General features: G+C 63.7%; 15 protein-coding genes. 12 read left to right on the top strand and 3 right to left on the bottom strand.

Annotated features, from left to right (window positions below; translation table 11 throughout):
* The first annotated feature begins 15 nt into the window (after positions 1-15).
* Entirely contained in the window at positions 16-2175 is a 2160-nt protein-coding gene (gene rlmKL / locus C0617_RS07435; RefSeq protein WP_291316388.1) for a bifunctional 23S rRNA (guanine(2069)-N(7))-methyltransferase RlmK/23S rRNA (guanine(2445)-N(2))-methyltransferase RlmL, read from the top strand.
* Positions 2176-2422: 247 nt separating this feature from the next.
* On the top strand, positions 2423-2764 hold the full coding sequence (locus C0617_RS07430; RefSeq protein ID WP_291316387.1) for a hypothetical protein: 342 nt from the start codon (positions 2423-2425) through the stop codon (positions 2762-2764).
* 77 nt (positions 2765-2841) lie between these two features.
* On the opposite strand, the gene C0617_RS07425 is transcribed toward C0617_RS07430, so the two are convergent.
* Positions 2842-3408 carry a manganese efflux pump MntP family protein gene (locus tag C0617_RS07425; protein WP_291316386.1) on the bottom strand — a complete coding sequence of 189 codons (567 nt, stop codon included), beginning with the start codon at positions 3406-3408 and terminating at the stop codon, positions 2842-2844.
* Between the two features lie 347 nt (positions 3409-3755).
* Here C0617_RS07425 and C0617_RS07420 point away from each other — a divergent pair, with 347 nt between their 5' ends.
* The 6 genes from C0617_RS07420 (at position 3756) to C0617_RS07395 (ending at position 10409) form a co-directional block, all read left to right on the top strand.
* The gene (locus tag C0617_RS07420) at positions 3756-4553 is read left to right on the top strand and encodes a DsbC family protein (RefSeq protein ID WP_291316385.1); all 798 of its coding nucleotides are present in this window, start codon (positions 3756-3758) and stop codon (positions 4551-4553) included.
* A gap of 91 nt (positions 4554-4644) precedes the next feature.
* Complete coding sequence (gene fabI, locus C0617_RS07415; RefSeq protein ID WP_291316384.1) at positions 4645-5412, top strand: enoyl-ACP reductase FabI; 768 nt, start codon at positions 4645-4647, stop codon at positions 5410-5412.
* Positions 5413-5478: 66 nt separating this feature from the next.
* Positions 5479-7116, top strand: coding sequence for a GTPase HflX (gene hflX, locus C0617_RS07410; RefSeq protein WP_291316383.1), 1638 nt, complete (start codon positions 5479-5481; stop codon positions 7114-7116).
* A 51-nt stretch (positions 7117-7167) separates the two neighbouring features.
* On the top strand, positions 7168-8889 hold the full coding sequence (locus C0617_RS07405; RefSeq protein ID WP_291316382.1) for a LysM peptidoglycan-binding domain-containing protein: 1722 nt from the start codon (positions 7168-7170) through the stop codon (positions 8887-8889).
* Positions 8890-8980: 91 nt separating this feature from the next.
* Positions 8981-9637 carry a hypothetical protein gene (locus C0617_RS07400; RefSeq protein ID WP_291316381.1) on the top strand — a complete coding sequence of 219 codons (657 nt, stop codon included), beginning with the start codon at positions 8981-8983 and terminating at the stop codon, positions 9635-9637.
* Between the two features lie 73 nt (positions 9638-9710).
* Complete coding sequence (locus C0617_RS07395; protein ID WP_291316380.1) at positions 9711-10409, top strand: Smr/MutS family protein; 699 nt, start codon at positions 9711-9713, stop codon at positions 10407-10409.
* Between the two features lie 33 nt (positions 10410-10442).
* Here C0617_RS07395 and C0617_RS07390 read toward each other — a convergent pair whose 3' ends face one another.
* Complete coding sequence (locus tag C0617_RS07390) at positions 10443-13136, bottom strand: Rne/Rng family ribonuclease (protein WP_291316379.1); 2694 nt, start codon at positions 13134-13136, stop codon at positions 10443-10445.
* 504 nt (positions 13137-13640) lie between these two features.
* Here C0617_RS07390 and C0617_RS07385 point away from each other — a divergent pair.
* From C0617_RS07385 to C0617_RS07370, 4 genes are all read left to right on the top strand, one after another.
* Positions 13641-15569, top strand: coding sequence for an ABC-F family ATP-binding cassette domain-containing protein (locus C0617_RS07385; protein WP_291316378.1), 1929 nt, complete (start codon positions 13641-13643; stop codon positions 15567-15569).
* Between the two features lie 9 nt (positions 15570-15578).
* A complete protein-coding gene (locus C0617_RS07380) occupies positions 15579-16865 on the top strand; it encodes a ParA family protein (protein WP_291316377.1) in 1287 nt (428 codons plus the stop codon).
* Between the two features lie 32 nt (positions 16866-16897).
* Entirely contained in the window at positions 16898-17890 is a 993-nt protein-coding gene (locus C0617_RS07375) for a methyltransferase (protein WP_291316376.1), read from the top strand.
* A gap of 82 nt (positions 17891-17972) precedes the next feature.
* Positions 17973-18641, top strand: coding sequence for a hypothetical protein (locus C0617_RS07370; RefSeq protein ID WP_291316375.1), 669 nt, complete (start codon positions 17973-17975; stop codon positions 18639-18641).
* A gap of 117 nt (positions 18642-18758) precedes the next feature.
* Here C0617_RS07370 and C0617_RS07365 read toward each other — a convergent pair whose 3' ends face one another.
* The gene (locus tag C0617_RS07365) at positions 18759-19664 is read right to left on the bottom strand and encodes an OmpA family protein (protein ID WP_291316374.1); all 906 of its coding nucleotides are present in this window, start codon (positions 19662-19664) and stop codon (positions 18759-18761) included.
* Positions 19665-19829: the final 165 nt, after the last annotated feature.

The raw sequence follows: 19829 nt of genomic DNA, 5'->3' as shown, positions 1-19829 counted from the left end.
TCGAATCGGAACACCATGACGCAGAACCTTACCTTTTTTGCCACCGCCGCCAAGGGGATGGAACCTCTTCTGGCCGATGAATTGCGCCAACTGGGCGGACTTCGGGCCACAGAGGCCAGGGCGGGGGTCTCCTTCGGGGGCGACCTTGAACTGGGCTACAGGACCTGTCTCTGGTCCCGGGTGGCGAGCAGGGTTCTTCTGAACCTGGCGAGCTTTCCCGCAGCGACACCGGAGGAACTCTACGACGGGGTCCGCTCCATTGCCTGGCATGAACATCTGACCCCCGAAGGAAGCCTGGCCGTCGATGCCAATGTCGTCCGCTCCCAGGTCAGCCACTCTCATTACGCCGCTCTCAAGGTCAAGGACGCGGTTGTGGACCATTTTCGGGACGGTTTCGGGGTGCGCCCCTACGTGGAACTGGAGAGGCCGGATGTGCGGATCAATCTTTTTCTCAAGCAGGACCAGGCGACGGTCAGTATCGACCTCTCCGGTGAAAGTCTTCACCGCCGTGGCTACCGCGAGGAGGGTGTCAGGGCTCCGCTCAAGGAGAGTTTGGCCGCGGCCCTTTTGATACGGGCCGGCTGGCCGGCGGTGGCCCTGCAGGGCGGCGGCCTGGTGGACCCCATGTGCGGCTCCGGGACCCTGCCCGTCGAGGCGGCCCTGATGGCAGGGGATGTGGCGCCGGGGATGCTGCGGACTTATTTCGGCTTTATCGGTTGGAAGGGACACGACCGTCCCCTGTGGGAGCGACTGCTCGCCGAGGCGGGCCAACGGCGGGAGGCGGGTCTGGCCGGTCTGCCCCCCATTCACGGCACCGATGTCGACGGCCGGGCCGTCGAGGCGGCCAGAAGCAATGCCCGGCGGGCCGGCCTGGACGGCGTGGTCCGTTTCGAACGGTGCGCTTTGGAAGAGGTCGTCCCGGGCAATAAGGCGGGAGCCGTTCCCGGCCTTGTGGTCGTCAACCCTCCTTACGGGGAAAGACTTGGGGACGTGGACGGCCTGAGGCCTCTCTACGCTCTCCTGGGCGACCGGTTGAAGGAGCATTTCCCGGCGTGGAAGGCGGCGGTTTTCACCGGCAATCCGGAACTGGGCAAGGAGATCGGCCTGAGGGCCTGCAAAATCCATACTCTGTTCAATGGCGCCCTGAAGTGCCAGCTTCTGCATTTCGAGATTGATCCCCGCTGGTACTGGGGGTCCTCCCCCCGGGCCGGGCGCCTTTCGTCCCCGTCCCCTCTGGGGGAGGGGGCCCTGATGTTTGCCAACCGCCTGCGCAAGAACATGCGCCACCTCGGGCGCTGGGCGCGCCGCAACGCCATCTCATGTTACCGGCTCTATGACGCCGACCTGCCGGAGTATGCGGTGGCGGTCGATCTTTACGGCGAGTGGGTTCATGTTCAGGAGTACGAGGCCCCCAATACAGTGGACCCCGAAAAGGCCCGGACGCGTTTGAAGGAGGTCATGGCGGTTCTTCCGGAGATTCTGAACGTTCCGCAGGAGCAGGTCTTTCTCAAGGTCCGGCGGCGCCAGAAAGGGCGTGCCCAGTACGTCAAGCTGGACGGGCAGAGTCGCTTCCACGAGGTGCGCGAGGGTGAGTGCAGGTTCCTCGTGAACCTCGCCGATTACCTCGACACCGGACTCTTTCTCGACCACCGGCCGATGCGGTTCAAAATCGGGGAAATGGCCCGCGGTAAGCGCTTTCTGAACCTCTTCGCCTATACCGGGACCGCTACCGTTCATGCGGCCCTGGGGGGGGCCGCCTCCACAACCTCCGTGGACCTCTCAGCGACCTATCTCGACTGGGCGCGGCGCAATCTGGCGCTCAACGGACTCGACGACTCCCGGCACGAACTGGTCCAGGCCGATTGCCTGAGCTGGCTTGAGAAGGAGTCCCGCCGCTTCGATCTCATTTTTCTCGATCCCCCGACATTCTCCAATTCCAAGCGGATGGAGGGTGACTTCGACGTGCAGAGGGACCACGTCGCTCTTCTGGAGGCCGCCGCAAGGCTTCTCGCTCCGGGAGGGGAGCTGTTCTTTTCCACCAACAATCGAGGCTTCAGGCTCGACCCCGGCGGCTTCTCCCGGTTCAATATCGAGGACATTTCCTCCCAGACCATTCCACAGGACTTTCAGCGCAACCCCCGGATCCACCGCTGCTGGCGCGTGTCTTTGCCCTAGGTCGCCCTTGCGCCCATTGCCCCCCCCCAAGGGAGACTGGATCGGCCGCGCGGGAGCGCGAAACAAGAGAGAGGTGGGAGGACCTCAACCGCCGGTAGCCAATCCTCTGGAAAATGGTAAGCTGACAGACAGGATCGGTTTCCCGTCGGAAACTTTCCTTGGTGGCCAAGCTGGAGGGGCTCTTCTCAGGAGCCCAGCCGCCTGGGTGTTCGGCTGTCGGGCAAGAGCGAAAACAGAGGAGGAAGGAATGGGGGAAAGGGTCTCTTTCAACGTCAATGCTGAGCTGTATGAAAACAGGTTCGGGGAATTGGCGATTCGTTTTCCGGGAGAAAGGGTTTACCAGGAGGTCGGAACCCGAAAGGGGGAGAATTTTCTGTCCGACGCTCTGAGAATGCTGGAGCAGGGGGAGTGTCCCAAGGTCTGGCGGGAAATGGCTCCCCATGAACTTCTTTACGGCAAGGACTGGCACTGCATAAGTCGGATGGGATACGTCAGCGGGGATGAGCGGAAGCCGGCCCTGGAAATGGAGGCCCAGCCGAAAGAGATCGGTGCCCGGGCCAGGGCCTACCTTCAGGACGTTCTCCATTGAGCTTGCCCCCCTGCTGTGGCGCTCTCTGATTCGGCCGCCAGCGGACCTCTTTTCGATTCGGGCCGGGCGGCCGGTGGTCAGGCCAAAAGAGTGTGCTCCAGCAGGATTTTTATCCCGATTGCGCAGAGAACAAGCCCTCCAAGCACCTCCACCCGCGCTCCCCAAATCTCTCCGATCCGGCGTCCAAGGAGCATCCCGGCGACGGTCAGGCCCCCGGCGACCAGTCCGATGACCGCCGCCGGAACCCAGACCTCGACGCCGATCACGGCCAGAGACAGGCCGACGGCCAGGGCATCGATGCTGGTCGCCACGGAGAGGACCACAAGGGTCATCCCCCGGGTCGGGTCCGGCGCGTTTTTCTCTGCGACTTTCTCGGAAAAGGCCTCGTAGATCATTTTCCCCCCCACCAGCATCAGAAGGCAGAAGGCGATCCAGTGGTCGTAGGCGCTGATCCATTGCTGCACCGTGAGGCCGGCGAGCCAGCCAAGGACGGGCATGAGCGCCTGAAAGAGACCGAAGTGAAAGCCGAGTCGGAAAAGGTGCCTTCCGGTCAGGCGGGGCAGGGTCAGCCCCGCCCCCAGGGCGACGGCGAAGGCATCCATGGCGAGGGCCAGGGCAATGCCAAGCAGGGTGATCCAGTCCATCGGCTGACCTTTTTTGAGGCCCTGTCCCCAAGCGCTCGCAAGGGCAGCCGGGCGGCTCAAGAACTCGGGATGTGGGCTCGTTTTTTTGTTCTTGCGGGTGGTTGACGGGTAGGATTTTCCCCTCGCGACAAGGGAATGTCAACCGCAAAGCGTTTTGCCGGAAAGCCTTTGGGGTTGCCAAAGAGGGGCGTGCAATTGTAAAATTGCACCATGGTTCTCCAACCCGGCATGCCCGGGGGGAGAGGGAACGGATTCGTTCGGCGCAGACCGGGCTCGGCCCGTGCCGTCGATAGGAATAACAGGCAGGCTCGCAGGAGACTGTTTGACTCGTGAAAGGAACTTTATTGATGAGACGGTTGTTTGAAACCCTGGTGGCCTTTGTCCTTCTGGTTCTTCTGGCGATTCCCTGCGCGGCGATGTCCGGAGACGGCTGCGGCGCGGGGCAGTGCACCGACTGCCACAGCCTGGAACTGGAAGAGGCGACCGGGTTGCTCAAGGGGACGGTCGATCGAGTGCTCAGCGTCGAGTTGGGGGAGATGCCCGGTGTCTGGGCGGTGGAGGTGGAAAAGGGCGGCCGCAAGTTCCCTCTTTACGTCGATTTCTCCAAGTCTTATCTGGTGGCGGGCAATATCGTGCGCCTGAAGGACGGAAAGAACATCAACAACGATCAATCGGCGCGGCCGACCAGGGTGGACATCGGCAAAATTCCCCTGGATGATGCTCTTTTGCTCGGCAGGGAGGACGCCAAGACCAAGGCGGTTGTCATTACCGATCCCGAATGCCCCTACTGCAAACGCCTTCACGAAGAACTTCGAGAGGTGGTCCGGCGCGACCCGGACATCGCTTTCCTGATCAAGCTCTATCCCCTGAAGATGCATCCCAACGCCTATACCATTTCCAAGAGCATCCTCTGCAACGATTCCCTGGCCATGCTCGAGGACAACTTTGCGGGCAAAACCGTCCCGCCCCCCCTCTGCGAAACCGATGCCGTGGATCAGACCATCGCCCTGGTCAAAGAGCTCGGAATCCGATCCACCCCGACTCTGGTCCTGCCCGACGGACGGGTCTTTTCGGGATTTCGCAAGGCAAATGATTTGCTCGAGCTCCTTGCCCCCCGGACTGCCGCCCAGCGGAGCCAGAACTAGTCTCGCCCGGCCGGTCGCAAACAGCTTGCCTTAATTCCATCTTTCTGCTAGAAGTGCCTATTCAATTCATGGTGTCAAGGAGGAATGTTGTATGGGTTTGATGGACGGAAAACGCGGCCTCATTCTGGGTGTCGCTAACGATATGAGCATTGCCTGGGGGATCGCCCAGAAACTGAGGGCGGAGGGGGCCGAACTGGCTTTCACCTATCTCAACGGGGCCCTGGAGAAGCGGGTTCGCCCGCTGGCCGAAAGTCTCGATGCCAAGCTGATCCTTCCCTGTGACGTGGCCAGCGACGACCAGGTCGAGGCGGTTTTCGAGGAAGTCGGCAAGGAGTGGGGGGAGATCGATTTCGTCGTTCACGCCATCGCCTTCGCCAATCGGGAGGACCTCAAAAAGCCGTTCAGCCAGACAAGTCGCGACGGTTTCGCGCTCGCCATGGACATCAGTGCCTATTCCCTGGTGGCGGTGGCACGCTATGCGGCTCCTCTGATGAAAGAGGGCGGCAGCATCGTCACCCTGAGTTATCTCGGCGCCGCGCGGGTGATTCCGAACTACAACGTCATGGGCGTGGCCAAGGCCGCTCTCGAGGCCTCGGTGCGTTACCTGGCTGCCGAACTCGGTGAGAAGGCGATCCGGGTAAACGGCATCTCCGCCGGGCCGATCAAGACCCTGGCCGCCTCGGGCATCGCCAATTTCCGAGAGAAACTCAAGCTCATGGACGAGCGCGCCCCCCTGAAGCGCTGCGTCACCCAGGACGAGGTCGGCGGCTCGGCCCTTTACCTCCTTTCCGACCTGGCGAGCGGAGTGACCGGAGAAATTCATTATGTCGATGCCGGGTACAATATCCAAGGGGCTTGACGACAGATTAATTCGCACACGAAAAAAGGCCCGCCAGGGTCTTTTTTCGTTGGAGACGCTTAGACAGTGATTCACGGCAACCTTTCCGGCCTCAAGGCCAGCCAGATCAAGGCCCTGGAACGCATCTACCGGCGCCGCGTGCCGGCGGAGCAGGTGATCACCTCCGAGTTGGCCCGCTTCCTGAGCGAGCGATCCTTCGAGATGCGCCGCCAGGTGGGGGTCATTATCGACCGCCTGGGAGAGGTCAAGCACGTCATTATCGGCGATGACCGTGAAATCGTCATCCCCGACCTCTCCGGCTACGGTCTCGGCCGCAGCGGCCTGCGGGGGCTGCGCTGCATCCACACCCACCTCAAAGGGGAGCCCCTGTCCCAGTACGACCTGACTGACCTGGCGCTGCTGCGGCTCGACTTGATGGCGGCCGTCGGGGTCGGCGAGGGGGGGCTGCCCGACAGGGTCCATTACGCCCACATCCTGCCGACCAACCCCGAAGGCAAGAGCGTCGAGGTCCTCTCCGCACCCTCGGTCTACGATCTGGACCTGGACATGGCCGGGTTTGTCCGTTCCCTCGAGGCGGAACTCGAGCGGAAGATGGGCGAGACCGTCGATCTCTCCGACACCAGGGAAAAGGCGATCCTCATCTCCGTCAGCCACGCCTCCCGCGGCGAGGTGGAGGATTCTCTCGATGAGTTGGCCGAGCTGGCCCGCACTGCCAACGTGGTCGTGCTGGACCGGGTCGTTCAGCGGCCGCGCAAGATCAACCCCCGCTTCCTCATGGGCGAGGGGAAGATCAAGGAGGTGGTCATCCGGGCCCTTCAGCAGGGTGCGACCCTGCTGATCTTCGACCAGGACCTCACCCCCGCCCAGGCGCGCGCCATCTCCGCCATCACCGAGGTCAAGGTTGTCGACCGCTCCCAGTTGATCCTCGACATCTTCGCCCGACGGGCCCATACCCTCGACGGCAAGGTCCAGGTGGAGCTTGCCCAGCTCAAATACATCCTCCCCCGGCTCTCCGGAAAGGGGACCGCATTGTCCCGCCTTATGGGGGGCATCGGCGGTCGCGGCCCCGGCGAGACCAAGCTGGAGATCGACCGGCGCCGCATCCGCGATCGTATATCCCGGCTCGAGAAGCAGCTCCAGAGCCTGGCCCGGGGGCGCCGGCAACGCCGGCAACGGCGTATCCGCGCCGAAGTGCCGATCGTCTCCATCGTCGGCTACACCAACGCCGGCAAATCGACCCTTCTCAACGCCCTGACCCAGAGCGACGTCCTCACCGAGGACCTCCTTTTCGCCACTCTCGATACCGCCACCCGGCGCTTGCGTTTTCCGCAGGAGCGCGAGGTCATCATTACCGATACCGTCGGTTTCATCCGCCATCTGCCCAAGAGCCTCCTGGGGGCCTTTAAATCGACCCTGGAGGAGCTGGAGGATGCCGATCTGCTGCTGCAGGTGGTTGACCTCTCCAACCCCCGTTTCGAGGAACAGATCGGGGCGGTCGAACGCATCCTCGAGGATCTCGACCTCGGCCGCATCCCCCGCCTTCTGGTCTTCAACAAGACCGACCTGGTGCCCGCCGAGGAGGTCGCCCCCCTGTGCCGCAGGTTCCAGGCCGTTCCCATCAGCGCCAGGGAGCGCCCCACCTTCGTCACCCTCCTGGCCGAGCTTGAGCACCGATTCTGGCCCGGACAGGGAGAGGGGCCTTGACACTGGATGGGCTTTTCCTTTAGCCTGAAAACTTCCTACGGAGGCACGTTTATGAGGAAGTTATGGGCCCTTGCCCTTTTGGTTTTTTTTGGAGGTTGTCTGCCCGCCGAAGACCCGTATTTCTGGTCCCGGACGCAGCAGCAGACCGCCCCTGCAGACCCCGCTGTCTCGGCTGCCGCCCAGGGCGCCCCCCTCGTTTCTGATATCCCCCCTTCGGTGACCGCTGACGATTCTTCTGCGGAGCAATTTCCTACGGGCGTCGAACTCGCGGAACCCGACCAGGGCCAGGCGTTCATCCCGGAAGAGGCGCCCGCCGTTGATCCGGAGACCCTCGAGGACAACCGGTTGCTCACTGGTGCCGGCCAGCTGCCCCCTGAAGACGAGGGCGAGACCGTCCCGGCAGAGAAGGTGGTCTTCGATTTCCCCGTGGTGGAGAACGACAAGGTTCGCTATTTCATCGACTATTACACCGGACCGGGTCGCAGGACCTTTGCCCGCTGGCTGCAGCGTTCGGGTCGCTACCTGCCGATGATGCGGCAGATTTTCGCCGAGGAGGGTCTGCCGCTGGACCTGGCCTATCTGGCCATGGTCGAATCGGGGTTCAACGACCGGGCCTACAGTTGGGCCCATGCGGTCGGTCCCTGGCAGTTCATTGAAAGCACGGGCCGGATGTACGGCCTGGAGAGCAACTGGTGGCGCGACGAGCGCCGGGATTTCGAGAAGGCCACCCGGTCCGCCGCTCGTTTTCTCAAGGACCTCCATCGTCGCTTCGACGGGGACTGGTATCTGGCGGTCGCTTCATACAACGCCGGCGGCGGCAAGGTCAACGGGGCCATCAGGAAATACCGGACCCGCGATTTCTGGGAGCTGAGCCGGGGCAGTCACCTGCAAACGGAGACGAAGAACTACGTCCCCAAGCTTCTGGCTGTACTGCAAATCGCCAAGGAACCCGCCAAGTACAGCTTTACCGATCTGGAGTTCCAGCCGCCCCTCGCCTACGACGTCGTTTTGCTGCCCACCGCCACCGACCTTGACGTGGTCGCCCGACTCTGCGATGTCCCCTACGAGGAAATCAAAGGGCTCAACCCCGAGCTGAAGCGCTGGTGTACTCCCCCCGAAATCAAGAATTACCCCGTCCGGGTTCCCGCCGGGAGCGCCCAAAGGTTCACCGAGGCCTACGCCCAGCTCCCCCCTGCCGACCGTGCCAACTACAAGCGTCACCGGGTCAGCAACGGCGATACCCTCCTTGCCCTTGCCCAGCGCTACAACATCCGGGTGAAGGATATCATCGCTCTCAACGGGATCAAGAATCCCCGTGCCCTGCGCATCGGGACCGACCTGATCCTTCCCCTCAAGAAGGGTTACAGTCGATTGCCCGTCGATGAGATGGAGGACGATTACGTCCGCAGTCGTCGCCGCACCTATACCGTTCGCAAAGGCGACAGCCTGTGGAAGATCGCGCGCAAATTCAGTGTCTCCGAGAAGGAACTCCGGGTCTGGAACCGCCTCGGCTGGAGCAATGTCATCCGCCCTGGGCAGACTCTGGCGGTTTCTGCTTCCGGGGCCAAGGGCAGAAAAACCACCGGCAACGGAGATGGAGCCCCGCGCAAGATCGTCTACGAGGTGCGCAAGGGGGACACTCTGTGGGGGATCGGGCGCCAGTTCGAGGTGGCCACCCGCCAGATCCGAAATTGGAACAACCTTCCGAAAAATCATGTGCTTCGCCCGGGGGATCAGTTGACTCTTCTGGTGCAGGCCCGTCAGCGCAGCTGATACCTCGCTCGCTGGGATTCCTTTGACATTTCGAGGCAGGGTTGATAGTATCCCCGCCTCTGAATTTTGCCAGGAAAGGATCGGCCTCCTCATGTTTACCCTCGCCATTTCGCTGTTGCTCGCCGCCGCCGTCGCCGCCGGGCTCACATTCGCGGCCTGGATGAATATCCTGTACGTCTCCATGATCGCCGCGGCGGTATTCGCGCTCTGTTTTTTCCTCATCTCCCGCATCGTTATGAAGAAGTTTTCCGCCCTCATGGAAGAGGCCCAGCGGGACCTCCAGGCCAGCCGCTTCGACAAGGCGGTGAAGGTCATGGAGAGCGGTTTCAGGTTCAGCGGCTGGCAGTTCTTCGTCAAGCAGAACCTCAACGCCCAGATCGGCACCATCTACTACCTGAAAAGGGATTTCGCCAAGGCCTTCGGCTACCTCGATAAGGGGTTCGTGCGCAACTGGGTGGCCATGGGGATGCTCGGGATCTGCTACATGAAGCGGCAGAAGCCCGGCAAGATGATCGATACTTTTGAGAAGGCCTGCTCCGCCAGCAAAAAGGAGCCTCTGCTCTGGAACCTTTACGCTTACTGCCTGGAGAAGGTGGGCGAGAGGGACAAGGCCGTCGCCGCCATGGAAAAGGGGGCCAAAAAGGTCGGAAGCAACGAGGCCCTGCTGGCCAACCTCGAGGCCCTCAAGGAGGGCCGGAAAATGAAAATGAAGGCCTACGGCTACCTGTGGTACCAATTTCACCTCTAGAAGCCCGGCGCCCTTATCAAGCAGCAGACCCGCGCGGTTCAGGGACGGCGCAAAATCGTCCGGCGCTGATACGATGGCCAAGAAAAACAAAGACCAAGGTCGAAAGGCCTTTCAGAACAGCCCCTTCAAGACCTTGAAGGGGCTGTCTGGCTTTAAGGAGGAAAAGCCGCAGTCCGGCCCCGTCGTTCCCCCCGCGCCCGCAGCGCCGCAGGGGAGAACAACCGACGCGGAAGCTTTCGCTCTGGAGATGGCCAAGCTTGGGGTGAAAACGACGGGGGAGGGGCAGGGGCGACAGGACAGGCCTCTTTCTGAAGAATCGACTCGAGCGGACGCCGCTCCCCCGAGCCCGGGTCTGGGCTCTGACGGGGAACTCTTTCTCGAGGCCCTGGGGAAGATGGACGTCACTTTCCGGGACGAGATCCCCGAGCCGGACAAGGAACCGAAGGCCCAGCCGCGGCGCATGAAGCAGGTGCGCAAGGGGGCATTGACCCCCGAGGCCGAGCTTTATCTGCACGGTTTGACCCGTGAGGAAGCCCGGCAGAAGGTGCGTTATTTTCTGGAGGACGCACTTTATAAGGGATTGAGGACCGTTGTTGTCGTGACTGGCCGGGGAAACCACTCCGGGGGGGAACCCGTCCTGCGGGGAGAGGTGGAGCGCCTTCTCGAACAGGAGGGGCGCAAATGGGCCTTGGAATGGGGCAGGGCCCCCCGCCAGTATGGCGGGGAGGGGGCCCTGCTGGTCTTTCTCAAAGGGGCGAAACAGGAAGGTTAAAGGCCGGGGCAATTGCCCCGGCCTTTTCATTTGTTATTCGGTTTCGGTTTTCTTGCGAGCCGGTCGGCGCGTTCGGGCCGGTTTGGGTTTTGGCTCCGCGGTCTCCTCGGCCGCTTTCTCTTCGGTCTTTTTGGCCGGCGATCGGCGCTTTCGGGTCGGTTTGGGTTTCTCTTCGGACGCGCCCTCAGGTTTCACTTCAGCCGTTGAGGAGGGCTCCGCCTGAGAAGTCGCCTCCGCAGGAGGCTCGGCCGGTTTTACCTCGGCCTTCTTGCGGGGCGCGCGGCGCTTGGGCGCCGGCTTGGGCTTCTCCTCGGCCGGGGGCTCGGGGGCCGCTTTTTCGGCCACCGCTGTTTCCGGGGCGGCCGCTTCGGCCGGTTTTACCTCGGCCTTTTTGCGGGGCGCGCGGCGCTTGGGCGCCGGCTTGGGCTTTTCCCCGGCCGGGGGCTCGGGGGCCGCTTCGCTCGTCTGCTCTGGGGCGGCCGCTTTTTCGGCCACCGCTGTTTCCGGGGCGGCCGCTTCGGCCGGTTTTTTCTCGGCCTTCTTGCGGGGAGCGCGGCGCTTGGGCGCAGGCTTGGGCTTCTCCTCGGCCGGGGCTTCGGGGGCCGCTTCGCTCGTCTGCTCTGGGGGGGCCGCTTTTTCGCCCACCGCTGTTTCCGGGGCGGCCGCTTCGGCCGGTTTTTTCTCGGCTTTCTTGCGGGGAGCGCGGCGCTTGGGCGCAGGCTTGGGCTTTTCCTCGGTCACGGACTCGGGGGCCGACTCGACGGGGGCCTCGGGCTGAGAAGGCTGCTCGACAAGGGCCTCGGGCTGAGAAGGCGGCTCGACGGGGGCCGTCGCTTCGGTCTTGTCAGCGCCCCCGGTCTCGACGGTTTCAGCTGAAGGGGTCTTTTCGGACCTCCTCCTGCGGCGGCGTCTGCGGCTTCTCGGTTTTTCCTCTTCTTCTCCTTCGGGACCCTTCTCATCCGCTGTGGGAGCGGCCTCAGGAGGCGTTTCGGGCATGGCTTCTTCTTGCGGCGCGGCTTCCGCGGCGGCCGACTCCTGCCCCGGTGTGGTTTCCGCGGGTCTTTTCCTGTTGCGCCGGCGCCGGCGTCTCCTTTTGCCCCCTTCCCCTTCGGCAGGGGGCTGGGCGGCCTCCTGTCCTTCGCCCTGGGCCGCTGGAGCGGTTTCGGCGGCAGGGGCCGGGGGGGCCTCCAGTCCGGCAGCTGCCGTCACGACCTGGGCGACGTCGCCGGTCTTTTCAGCATCTTTGTCGCGCTTGGCGAGGCTGATGTCGGCCTGGTCGGCGACGAAACCGGGGTGCCCCTTGATGTGGATGGTGATGTCGTACTGCCGTTCCAGCTGAAGAAGTTCTTCGCGTTTGGTGTTGAGCAGGTAGGTGGATACCTCCAGGGGAACCTCGGCGTTTACCCTGGCAACCTGTCCCTTGGCTACTCCAGCATGGATTCTGCGCAGCAGAGCCACGGCCTGTGCCTCGGGGCTCTTGACCTTGCCTGTACCGTTGCAGTGCGGGCAGCCGAGGTAGGCGCCTGCCGCCAGGGTCGACTTGATGCGCTGGCGGCTCATCTCAAGGAGGCCGAATTGGCTGATGCGCCCCACCGTCACCCGCGCTTTGTCGGATTTGAGAGCGTCCTTGAGGTTCTTTTCGACATCGCGGATGTGTTTGCGGTCACGCATGTCGATGAAGTCGATGACGATCAACCCCCCCAGGTCACGGAGCCGGAGCTGCCTGCCGACCTCGGTGGCCGCTTCCAGATTGGTCCGGGTGGCGGTCGCCTCGATTCCCTGCTCGCCGGCCATTTTGCCGGAGTTGACGTCGATGGCGACGAGGGCCTCGGTGGGGTCGATGACGATGGAGCCGCCGGAGGGGAGGGCGACCTTGTTCTGAGCGATTGTTTCGATCTGCTCCTCGATCTGGTAACGGGAGAAGATGGGGCGCCGCTCCTGGTGAAGCTTGACCAGCTTGGCGTACTCGGGCATCACCTGCTGGAAGAAGTCCCGCGCCTCCTGGAAGACCGCCGCATCGTCCACCAACACCTCGTCAACGTCAGCGCTGAAGTAGTCGCGCAGCGAGCGGATGACGAGGTTCGATTCCTGGTAGACCAGGGCCGGCGCTTTGACTTTTTTGCTCAGGGCCTGAATGTTCTCGTAGACCCGCAGCAGGTATTGGAAGTCGCGCTTCAGTTCTTCCTTTTTCTGGCCGATGCCGGCGGTGCGGACGATATAGCCGATCTTCTCCGGCAACTCCAGCGAGGCCATGGCCTGTTTGATCTTCTTGCGCTGGGATTCCTCTTCGATCTTGCGGGAAATGCCCCGGGTGTCGCTGCCGGGCATGAGCACCATGTAGCGGCCCGGAAGGGAGAGGTAGGTGGTGAGCGCCGCCCCCTTGGTGCCGCGCTCTTCCTTGACGATCTGAACCTGCAGTTCCATGCCGCGGCGCAGCACGTCGCCGATCCGGGGGCGTCGGTTGCCTTCACCGTCGTTTCCGCTGGACTGGTAGTAGGAGGGGTGAATCTCCCCTATCTGCAGGAAGCCGAGGCGCTCCCCTCCAAAATCGACGAAGGCGGCCTGAAGTCCGGTTTCCACCCGAACAACGACCGCCTTGTAGATGTTGCCCTTGGTCTGTTCCTTGCCGGCAATTTCGATGTCGAGTTCGGTGAGGATACCCTCTTCGACGATGGCCACCCGGTTCTCTTCGGGAAGAGTGGCGTTGATAAGCATCTTTCTGCTCATGTGAATCCTTCCGGCCGCCCCGCAGGACGGTCTCAAATGGGGTGTGATGCGGCGCGGTCGCCGCCGGGACGGTTCTCCTCTGGCGCCCCTGGGGGGACGGCTGGGCCGAATCCGTCTCAGAAAATCTTTGCCCGCACGCCCTCGTGCCCGGAAATGGCGCTGCGCCAAACGGAAGGGGGTGCTGGGCGGATGCTTCCCCCGTCTTTTCCGGCCTCTTTCGGGCCTGGAATCGGATCCGGGGTCTGCTGAAACTGTGCGTTGTATATCGCCAGGGCCGGTGGCCCGGTGCGGTCTTTCCAAAAGGGAGGAGGAGACACTCCCAAAATTCCGCCAACTATATCAGGTAAAAGGGGTTTTGGATAGGGGGAAGATGCGTTTCGGGGATTCGAGTCGACGGCAGCCGCCCGGCGGGGGCTCAAAAAAGCCGCCCCTGCTTCGGGCCCACTCTTTTCTCCCCGGCATTTCCCGTTCCCCCGCCCCTGCTCCCTGTGGTATATATGCTCCATGCTTCAGCTTCGCAACATTGTCAAGGACTTCGCCGACCGGCGCATCTTCGCCGCCATCAACTGGCACATCCGTCCCGGGGACCGTATCGGCCTGTGCGGCGAGAACGGTGCCGGCAAGACGACCCTGCTCAAGATGCTGGCGGGGACGGTTCATCCCGACGGCGGAGAGGTGCAGGCAGCCAAGGGGACGACCTTCGGCTACCTGCCCCAGGACGGCCTCGAGCACAGCGGTCGCTCGCTCTTTAACGAGGTCAAGGCCGCCCTTGCCGAGCTTCTGGGGATGGAAGCCGAGTTGGGCCGACTCGAGGAGCGTATCGCGGAAAAGCACGAGGCCGCCGATCTCGACCGCTACGCCGAGGTCCAGGAGCGCTTCCGCCAGGGCGGCGGCTACGAGATGGAGGCGGAGATCGGCAAGGTGCTTCGCGGCCTCGGTTTTGCCGAAGGCGATTGGGAAAAGCCCTGCGAGCATTTCTCCGGCGGCTGGCAGATGCGGATCGCCCTGGCCAAGCTTCTGCTGCAGCGTCCCAACCTGCTGCTGCTCGACGAGCCGACCAACCACCTCGATCTCCCCGCCCGCAACTGGCTGGAGGAGTACCTCAGAGCCTATCCCTACGCCGTGGTCCTCGTCTCCCACGACCGGTACTTTCTCGACCAGGTGATCGGGCGCATCGTCGAGGTCTGGAACGGCGCATTGACCGAGTATCCCGGCAATTACTCCAAATACCTCGATGAACGGGAGAGGAGGGTGGCCGCCCTTCTCGAATCCAAGCGTCGCCAGGACGAGGAAGTCGCCAAGATCGAGGCCTTTATCAACAGGTTTCGCTACCAGGCCAACAAGGCATCCCTGGTGCAGAGCCGGGTCAAGCAGCTCGAGAAGATCGAGCGCATTGCCGTGCCTCCGGCCCGCAAGAAGATCGCATTCCGGTTCCCCGATCCGCCCAAGGGGGGGCGTCTGGCCTTGGAACTGAAGGGAGCCTGTCAGAGCTACGGCGAGCTGAAGGTTCTCGATGGCGTCGACCTGGCGGTGGAGAAGGGCGAGCGGGTCGCCCTGGTCGGCGCCAACGGAGCCGGCAAGTCGACCCTGATGCGCCTGCTGGCCGGGGTGGAGGCCCCCCGAAGCGGCATCCGGGAGGAGGGGCACAACCTTCACCTGGCCTACTTCGCCCAGGACCAGGCCAAAGTCCTCGATCCGGGAAAGACGGTGCTGCGCGAGATCACCGACGCCGCGCCCTTCGAGATGGTGCCCAAGGTCCGCGACATCCTCGGCTCGTTCCTTTTTACCGGCGACGACGTGGAGAAGAGGGTGGATGTCCTTTCCGGAGGCGAGCGCAACCGCCTGGCGCTGGCCATCCTGCTGCTGCGCCCGGCCAATCTTCTGCTTCTCGACGAGCCGACCAACCACCTCGACCTCCAATCGAAGGAGGTGCTGCTCCAGTCCCTCAAGGGCTACAAGGGGACCCTGGTCTTTGTCTCCCACGACCGCTATTTCGTCGATGCCCTTGCAACCAGGGTGGGCGAGGTCGGCGGCGGACGGGCGGTCTCCTACCTCGGCAACTACGAGGACTTCCTGCGCGCCAAGTCCGCCGAGGGGGACGCCAGCCACTCGGACCTGCGGGTGGAACAAAAAACGGACGAAGGCACCGCGGACGGCCCCGCCGACAAGGAGACGCGCCGCCTCCAGCACGCCGAGCGCAAGGAGGCCCAGCGGGCCGAGAAGAGGCGGCAGAAGGAACTTGCCGCGGTGGAGGCCGCCATCGAGACGAGCGAGGCGGAACTCGCCGCCGTCGAGCAGGAGATGGCCGACCCCGACCTGTACGGAGACGCCGACCGTTGGCGGCAGGTGAGCGCCCGCCACGAAAAACTGAAGGACGAGATCGAAGTGCTCTACGGCCGCTGGGAAGGGTTGCAGCTGCAGGAGAGCGCCTGAGGGGGTGGGGTGAAGGGGTTTCCGTTCGTGGTCACGATCGCCAGCGAAAAGGGGGGGGTGGGCAAGACCACCATCGCCACCAATCTGGCCGTCTACCTCAAGGCCCTGCGCGAGGACCTGCCGGTCACCATCGCCTCCTTCGATAACCATTTCAGCGTCGACAGCATGTTCGCCATCGGCACCCACCGGGGCGCTTCCGTGGCCGGCCTGTTCGAAGGAGCGCCCGCTGCCGGGTTGGCCCAGCTCGGCGAGTACGGTGTGCAGTTCCTGGCATCGGAGCGGGAGCTTTCCCCGCCCGACGACGACCTGAACCATCTTCGTAGAGCCCTCGCCGCCTCAAACCTGCCCGGCATCCTGATCCTCGATACCCGCCCCATCCTCGACTACTTTACCCGAAGCGCCCTGGTGGCCGCCGATCTCGCGCTCGTGCCGGTCAAGGACCGGGCTTCCCTGGTCAACGCGGCGTCCCTGCAGCAGGCCCTCGTTGGGAGCAGCGGCGACGGGCAAAGGATGTGGCTCCTGCCGAGTCTCATCGATGCCCGGTTGCGGCTCCGGGGCAAGATCGGGATGCGCGACTTTCTGTCCTTTTCCGCCCGGGAGAGGGGCTACCAGGTGCTCGAGACCTTTATCGCCAAGAGCCCCAAGGTGGAGGGACTGGCCACCAACCTCTCCAGCCGGGTCTACCCTGTCCTGACCCACGCCCGCTCGACCGTCGTGCACCGGCAGCTCCGAGACCTGGCGGGCTTCGTCCTTGAGCGCTTCGACGACACGGACCGCCCTTTGAGCCAACGGAGTGCCGCGCTGGCCGGCGGAGCGATACCCCGGGGACGGGCCCGGCGCCTTCAGGGGGGATGCCCGGTTTGCGGGGAGACGACCGGGGGTGCGGAGGGACATTTCTTCTTCGACATGCGAAGCCGGCGCCGCGGCCTGGTGCACGGCCCCTGCCTCGATGATATGCTCAGCGGCACCGACCTGAAAACCTATCTTTCGGAGGAGGGTCTCATCGCCCTCGAGACCCGCGGGGCCGCGGTTTTCGGACCGGAGGCCAGCCTGACCGTTCACCTGTTCCAGGGCTCCGGGAACAAGGTCGTCGAAGAGGAGGTCGGCAGCCCGTCAGATGCCCCCTACGGACCCTTTTTGGAAGGCGCCACCGGGCGCTTCGCCGAGGAGTTCTACCGGGAGACGCTCCTCCTTACCCTTCAGACCGGCCCCGTCGAGAGTTTCCTCGGCGAGGCGGGGTATGGGCATTTTTCCGACATGAGGCGCAGGGTCCTGCGGGAGATCCTGGCGCGTTGATCAGGCAAGGTCAAACCGATGGAGGCAGGGCGATGACACTCGAATCTTTTCACGACCTGATGCGCCTGGCGCACGGCTTCGAAGCGGCCAAGATCTTTTTTGTGGCCAACGACCTCGACCTCTTCAGCCGGGTGGGGCAGGGGAGGGTGGCCGATGACCTGGCCGCCGAACTGGGACGGGACGGCCGCGCCCTGACCATCCTCCTGAACGCCCTCGTGGCGGTGGGCCTGCTGCAGAAAGAGGGGGACCTGTACCGCAACGGCCCCGCGGCCTCCCGGTGGCTGGTGCAGGGGGAGGCCTTCCGGGGGAGCATCTTCAAGCACATTCACCACTGCTGGGGGGCATGGAACGATCTCGGCGAGGTGATCCGTGACGGCCGCCCGGCCCGCCCTCGGGAGGAGGCCATCCTCGGCACGAAAGAGGAGTGGACCCGGGACTTCATACGGGGCATGGACGATGTCACCCGCGAGCTCGCGCCGCAGGTGGCCCGCAAGCTCGACCTGTCCCGGGCAAAGGTGGTCCTCGATGTCGGCGGCGGACCCGGCACCTACGCGTCGGCCTTCCTGGATGCCCATCCCCACCTGGAGGAGGTTCGGCTTTTCGACCTGCCCGGCGCTCTGGCCGTCGGCCGGGAGAGGCTTGCCGCGCAGGGGCTTCTCGAGCGGGTCAGGCTGGTGGAGGGGGACTTCTGCCGGGACGAACTCGGCTCGGGGGTCGACTTCGTCTGGATCTCCCAGGTTTTCCATTCGCAGGACGAGCCCGGCTGCCGGATGCTCATCGAAAAGGCCTGGAGAGCCCTCAACCCCGGCGGGACCCTGGCGGTGCACGAGTTCCTCCTCGACGAGGGAATGACCTCGCCTCTGAACGCGGCCCTTTTCTCGGTACACATGCTTGTCATGACCGAGGGGGGGAGGGCCTACGGCGGGGCGGAGGTCGCCGCCTGGATGGCCGAGCAGGGTTTCGAGGCGCCGGAGATTCTCCCTGCCGGGCCCGAAACCGGCATGGTCTTGGCCCGCAAACCCTGAGATGGGCTCGTTGCTGTTGACAGGGATGGGGATTTTGCTTACTGTCTGGTCGAATTTTATTCCCGATTATCGAGGCTGACCCATGTCATTGTTGCCCCGCGGCCATGCCGTCAAGGAAGATATCGATCCGGGCAGGGTGAACCTTCCCGAAGCCTTGGAAAAGCTGCGCAGCGGGACCTTCACCGGCTACCTCAACTTCGCAGGGCGCAGGGAGAGGGGAATTCTCCTTTTCGCCCAGGGCCGGCTGACCAACGCCCTCTTCGAGGGCGAGCGGGAGAGGCTGACCGCCTACGACGCCATCGCGCGGATTTTCGAGCGTTCCATCGAGGGAGGGATGCGGCTCGGCATTTACCGCCTTTCCCCCGAGTTGGTCAGGCTCCTGCGGGGCCTCCAGAACGGAGAGGTCCTCTACCGGGGCCAGGCCCTCAAATTCATCGATCTCGAACGTCTTCTGGCAATTGTTCGGGAGGAACGCCTGAGCGGCTGTCTGCGGGTCTACTCCGGAGAGCGCACCGCCCTTATCTTCTTTCGGGAGGGGCTGCCCATTGGCTTTTTCCATGACGGGGGCCAGACCCTGGAGACGCAGGCCGATCTCTCCCGCTCTGTGGCCGGACTTCCGGAGGCCAAGCTGGACGTGCTGTCCAGCGGGGAGGGACAAGGGGAGGACGCCGGGGACTTGCTCGATTCTCCTGGCATGGGAGCCCTGTGGCAGAAGGCCCTCGATATGGCTGTCAGGCAGGGACGCACCTAGGGGCGATCTGCTCTTTTCGCCAGGGACCGATCCCGCAGCGGCGGGACGGCATCGAGTTGTTGACAAAAAGCCGGGGCCTTGTGGCCCCGGCTTTTTGTTTCCTGTGAATGGGCGGATCTACTGCAGCGGCTGGATCGTTTCGGCATCCGAAGGGACCAGGACGATCTGGATGCGGCGGTTCTGCGCCCGCCCCTCGGGGGACCCGTTGTCGGCGACGGGGCGGTATTCACTGAAACCGGCTGCAGAGAGGCGCTCGCCGGGGATGTTGACTCGATCCTGGAGAAAGTGGACGACGTTGGCGGCCCGGGCCGTGGAGAGTTCCCAGTTGGTCGGAAAGGTCGTCTGCAGGCGGGGGCTGATGGGGACGTCGTCGGTGTGCCCCTCGACCCGGATTGCCTTGTCCTTGACCCCGCCCAGAATGTCCCCCACCCTGCGCAGCACGTTCAGGCCTTCGGGCTTGATGTCCGCCTTGCCCGAATCGAACAGGATGCGTTCCACCAGGTTGACGGTGAGCTTGCCCTGCAGTTCGGAGATCGTGATTTCTCCCCGCTCGATCTCGGACTCCATCTTGTCCACCAACTCGTCGTAGGTGCTCTTCATCTGGGCGAGGCGGGCCTCCCGGGCGAGTCGCTCTTTTTCGACCTGCTGGTGAAGACCCCGGTTCTCCTCTTCCAGGCGGTCGGTGGTGCGGCGCATCTCGGCCATGGCCGCCCCGGCCTCGGCGCTGCGGTCGGAGAGGACCTTCTCCAGGCGCCCGATGTCGTTTCGGGCCCTCTCGAGGTCCTGCTCGAGGGCGGTTCCCTTGGCGAGGGATTCGGCCAGGCGCCGGTCCAGGTCGTCGTTGCGGGCGGCGAGTTCGTCCCTCTGCTGCTGAAGCTGGCTGTGGCGGGACTGCAGGTCTTCGAAGCGGTTGCCCAGGAGGGCGGCTTCATCGACTTTTTGCAGATAGGTCGATTTCTTGACGCAACCCGGCGAAGTCAGGGTGATGAGAGCAATAAGGGCGAGTATCCACGTTGAACGCATGGCCTACCTCCTTTTTCAACGGCGGGGCGGTAAGGCGGTCCCGGCGAGGGGAGCCGAGGGGACCGTTTTAGCCGCTGTCAAAATCCCCGTATTTTCCGGCAGGGAGCCGCAAAAGTAAAGAAAAATTCCCCCGTCCCGCGCTCCGGGCTTTTCGGTTGCGGGGGC

The sequence above is a fragment of the Desulfuromonas sp. genome (assembly GCF_002868845.1).
Classification (GTDB): Bacteria; Desulfobacterota; Desulfuromonadia; order Desulfuromonadales; family BM501; genus BM501.
The sequence above is the reverse complement of the archived record's forward strand: the minus strand, read 5'-3'. Positions and strand labels throughout refer to the sequence as shown.

Excerpts from the sequence above, each read along its gene's own strand:
- rlmKL (WP_291316388.1), top strand. The coding sequence starts at position 16 with ATGACGCAGAACCTTACCTTTTTTGCCACCGCCGCCAAGGGGATGGAA.
- C0617_RS07430 (WP_291316387.1), top strand. The coding sequence starts at position 2,423 with ATGGGGGAAAGGGTCTCTTTCAACGTCAATGCTGAGCTGTATGAAAAC.
- C0617_RS07425 (WP_291316386.1), bottom strand. The coding sequence starts at position 3,408 with ATGGACTGGATCACCCTGCTTGGCATTGCCCTGGCCCTCGCCATGGAT.
- C0617_RS07420 (WP_291316385.1), top strand. The coding sequence starts at position 3,756 with ATGAGACGGTTGTTTGAAACCCTGGTGGCCTTTGTCCTTCTGGTTCTT.
- fabI (WP_291316384.1), top strand. The coding sequence starts at position 4,645 with ATGGGTTTGATGGACGGAAAACGCGGCCTCATTCTGGGTGTCGCTAAC.
- C0617_RS07405 (WP_291316382.1), top strand. The coding sequence starts at position 7,168 with ATGAGGAAGTTATGGGCCCTTGCCCTTTTGGTTTTTTTTGGAGGTTGT.
- C0617_RS07400 (WP_291316381.1), top strand. The coding sequence starts at position 8,981 with ATGTTTACCCTCGCCATTTCGCTGTTGCTCGCCGCCGCCGTCGCCGCC.
- C0617_RS07395 (WP_291316380.1), top strand. The coding sequence starts at position 9,711 with ATGGCCAAGAAAAACAAAGACCAAGGTCGAAAGGCCTTTCAGAACAGC.
- C0617_RS07390 (WP_291316379.1), bottom strand. The coding sequence starts at position 13,136 with ATGAGCAGAAAGATGCTTATCAACGCCACTCTTCCCGAAGAGAACCGG.
- C0617_RS07385 (WP_291316378.1), top strand. The coding sequence starts at position 13,641 with ATGCTTCAGCTTCGCAACATTGTCAAGGACTTCGCCGACCGGCGCATC.
- C0617_RS07375 (WP_291316376.1), top strand. The coding sequence starts at position 16,898 with ATGACACTCGAATCTTTTCACGACCTGATGCGCCTGGCGCACGGCTTC.
- C0617_RS07370 (WP_291316375.1), top strand. The coding sequence starts at position 17,973 with ATGTCATTGTTGCCCCGCGGCCATGCCGTCAAGGAAGATATCGATCCG.
- C0617_RS07365 (WP_291316374.1), bottom strand. The coding sequence starts at position 19,664 with ATGCGTTCAACGTGGATACTCGCCCTTATTGCTCTCATCACCCTGACT.